Annotated in this window: 2 protein-coding genes; one reads left to right on the top strand and one right to left on the bottom strand. The window is 72.5% G+C overall.

The genetic code is table 11. The annotated features are described in order from the left end of the window. Positions 1-355: 355 nt before the first annotated feature. Entirely contained in the window at positions 356-1252 is an 897-nt protein-coding gene (locus FOE67_RS21945) for a Gfo/Idh/MocA family protein (RefSeq protein WP_182666568.1), read from the bottom strand. A gap of 148 nt (positions 1253-1400) precedes the next feature. Between FOE67_RS21945 and glnII the strand changes: the two genes are divergently transcribed. Continuing rightward, positions 1401-2420 carry a glutamine synthetase gene (gene glnII / locus FOE67_RS21940; RefSeq protein WP_182666567.1) on the top strand — a complete coding sequence of 340 codons (1020 nt, stop codon included), beginning with the start codon at positions 1401-1403 and terminating at the stop codon, positions 2418-2420. The last annotated feature ends 355 nt before the right edge of the window (positions 2421-2775 follow it).

Below are 2775 nucleotides of genomic sequence, written 5' to 3'. Positions count from 1 at the left end.
CGCCAGGTGTCGGCCCGTCCCCGGGCGGGGACGGGCCGACACCTGGCGGGGGACCATCGGGGCCGTCCACCAGGAGACGGTTGAGGCCCAGCAGGCCGGCGCATCCGACGGCGCCGAGGAGGGAGCGGCGCCCCGGCAGGGTGCGCCACTTACCGGACGACTTGTCAGATGACCCATTTGTCATACCTTACTGTTCTCATGTTGGCTGCTCGGAGAAATCACACCACGCGGGCCCTCCGGTGGGCCGCACCCGATCGGGTGCGGCCCACCGGAGGGCCCGCGTGACACCGCCCCCGCCGGATCGCGCGTCCGGCGGGGGCGGTGGGGTCCGACGGGGCCGTCCGCCCCGCAGCGGTCAGCCCCGCTTCCCGGCCCGCTCCTCCGCCACGGCCAGGATCTCCGTGACCCGGGCGCCGAAGCGCACGTCGCACGGGTGCGGCTCACCGCCGCGCGCCGCCTCCGACAACGCGCCGATCGCCCGCCCGAAGGCGAGCGGGGCCACCCCCCGGTCCCGCTCCGGGAGCCGGACCGCCCCGGCCGGACCCCGCAACTCGGCCTCCACGACCGCCGCCTCCGGGGGTACGGTGAGGCTCAGGGTGACCGTCGAGACGGCACCGCCCACGTGCGGCAGCAACAGGTTGACGGTGTCCCCCGGACCGCGCACCGCCGCGATCCGATCGACATCGGTGACATCCCCCAGTACCGGGAGCAGCACCGACAGGATGTGCGGCCCCACGTCCCACAGCGCACCGCGCTCCCGCCGCCACGGGGAGGCCGAGTAGGCGCTCTCCCTGCCGCCCAGCACCGCCGAGAGCCACTGGGCCCGTGCCGTCAGCCAACCGCCGACCTCCCGCTGCTCGGCGATCCACTCGGCGGGCTCCGGGGCGAAGCGCAGGGTGAAGAAGACCACCGAGGCCACCCCGGCCTCCTCCACCGCCGCCACCAGGCGGCGGGCGTCCGCGGGCTCGCTGGCCACCGGCTTGTCCAGCAGCAGGTGACACCCGGCCCGGGCGGCCCGGATCGCCAGCTCGGGCTGGACATGCGGCGGCAGCGCCACGGTCACCGCGTCACAGGCCTCCAGCAACTCGTCCACGTCCGTGAAGGCGGCGGTGCCCAACTCCCCCGCCAGTTCGCCGGCGGCCTCCGGCCGACGCCCCCAGACCCCCACGAGTTCCGTGTCGGGGTGGTCGATCAGGGCGGGGCCCTGGGTCGTGCGGGCCCAGGGGCCGGTGCCCAGCAGTCCGAATCGCATGTGAACGTTCTCCTCACGTGAACCGCCAATCCTACGGAAGTGGCTGTTCACGGCTGTTTAACAGGGGGGCAACGGGACCGAAAAGGCCCCTGGTGAGGGTGGCGGACGCGTCACCGCACCCGCGACGACCCCCCGAAGGAGCACCAGCGTGAGTCACAGGGCCGAGTACATCTGGATCGACGGCACCCAGCCGACCGCCCGACTGCGCTCGAAGACGAGGATCCTGGCGGACGGCGCGGAACCCCCGGAGTGGGGCTTCGACGGCTCCAGCACCAACCAGGCCGAGGGCCACGCCTCGGACTGCGTCCTGAAGCCGGTCTTCATCTGCCCCGACCCGATCCGCGGCGGCGACGACAAGCTGGTGCTGTGCGAGGTGTACGACACCGACGGCACCCCGCATGCCAGCAACACCCGTGCGCAGCTGCGTCCGATCGCCGAGAGGTACGCCGCCCAGGAGCCGCTGTTCGGCATCGAGCAGGAGTACACCTTCTTCGAGGGCGCCCGGCCGCTCGGTTTCCCCGCCGGTGGTTTCCCGGCCCCGCAGGGCGGCTACTACTGCGGCGTGGGCGCCGACGAGATCTTCGGTCGCGAGGTCGTCGAGCGCCACCTGGACAACTGCCTGAAGGCGGGTCTGTCGCTGTCCGGCATCAACGCCGAGGTGATGCCCGGTCAGTGGGAGTTCCAGGTCGGCCCGCTGGGCCCGCTGGAGGTCTCCGACCAGCTGTGGGTCGCCCGCTGGCTGCTCTACCGCACCGCCGAGGACTTCGGTGTCTCCGCCACCCTGGACCCCAAGCCGGTCAAGGGCGACTGGAACGGCGCCGGCGCGCACACCAACTTCTCCACCAAGGCGATGCGCGAGGGCTACGACGCCATCATCGGCGCCTGCGACGCCCTGGGCGAGGAGGGCAAGCCCCTGGAGCACGTGAGGAACTACGGCGTGGGGGTGGAGGACCGTCTCACCGGTCTGCACGAGACCGCCCCGTGGAACGAGTACAGCTACGGCGTCTCCAACCGCGGTGCCTCGGTCCGCATCCCGTGGCAGGTGGAGCGGGACAAGAAGGGCTACATCGAGGACCGTCGTCCCAACGCCAACTGCGACCCGTACGTGGTCACCCGCCTGATGGTGGACACCGTCTGCACCCGGCTGGAGAAGTCCGACCTGGTCTGAGCGGATCCCACCCGGGCGGCGCGTCGGCCGCCCCGGACCCCCGGCCGCGTCGGCAGCTCGCGCGGTACGGGAGCGACGAAGGCGCCCGTCCCCTCCGGGGGCGGGCGCCTTCGGCATGTCATCCCCGCCTTCCCGCGAACTCATCGCACGGAACCGGCCGTTCCCCGGGACCTCATCCCACGCACACCCGAACCCCGGTCAACTCCCTTAATCTGAAGCCGTTTTGCCTGTCACAGCACCCGTGCGCCGCCCGGGCACGGGCCTCACCCCACCTCCGAGAGGCGACAGCGCATGCGCACCGACCGGACATCCCGGCACGGCTTCCGTTCCCCCCTCTCCCCCACTCCCCCCGTTC

This window comes from Streptomyces calidiresistens, assembly GCF_014141525.1.
In the GTDB taxonomy this organism is placed as follows: domain Bacteria; phylum Actinomycetota; class Actinomycetes; order Streptomycetales; family Streptomycetaceae; genus Streptomyces; species Streptomyces calidiresistens.
This window is presented reverse-complemented; position numbering and strand designations above follow the sequence as displayed.

What these genes read in the sequence shown, in the direction of transcription:
- FOE67_RS21945 (WP_182666568.1), bottom strand. Translation starts at nt 1,252, where the DNA reads ATGCGATTCGGACTGCTGGGCACCGGCCCCTGGGCCCGCACGACCCAG.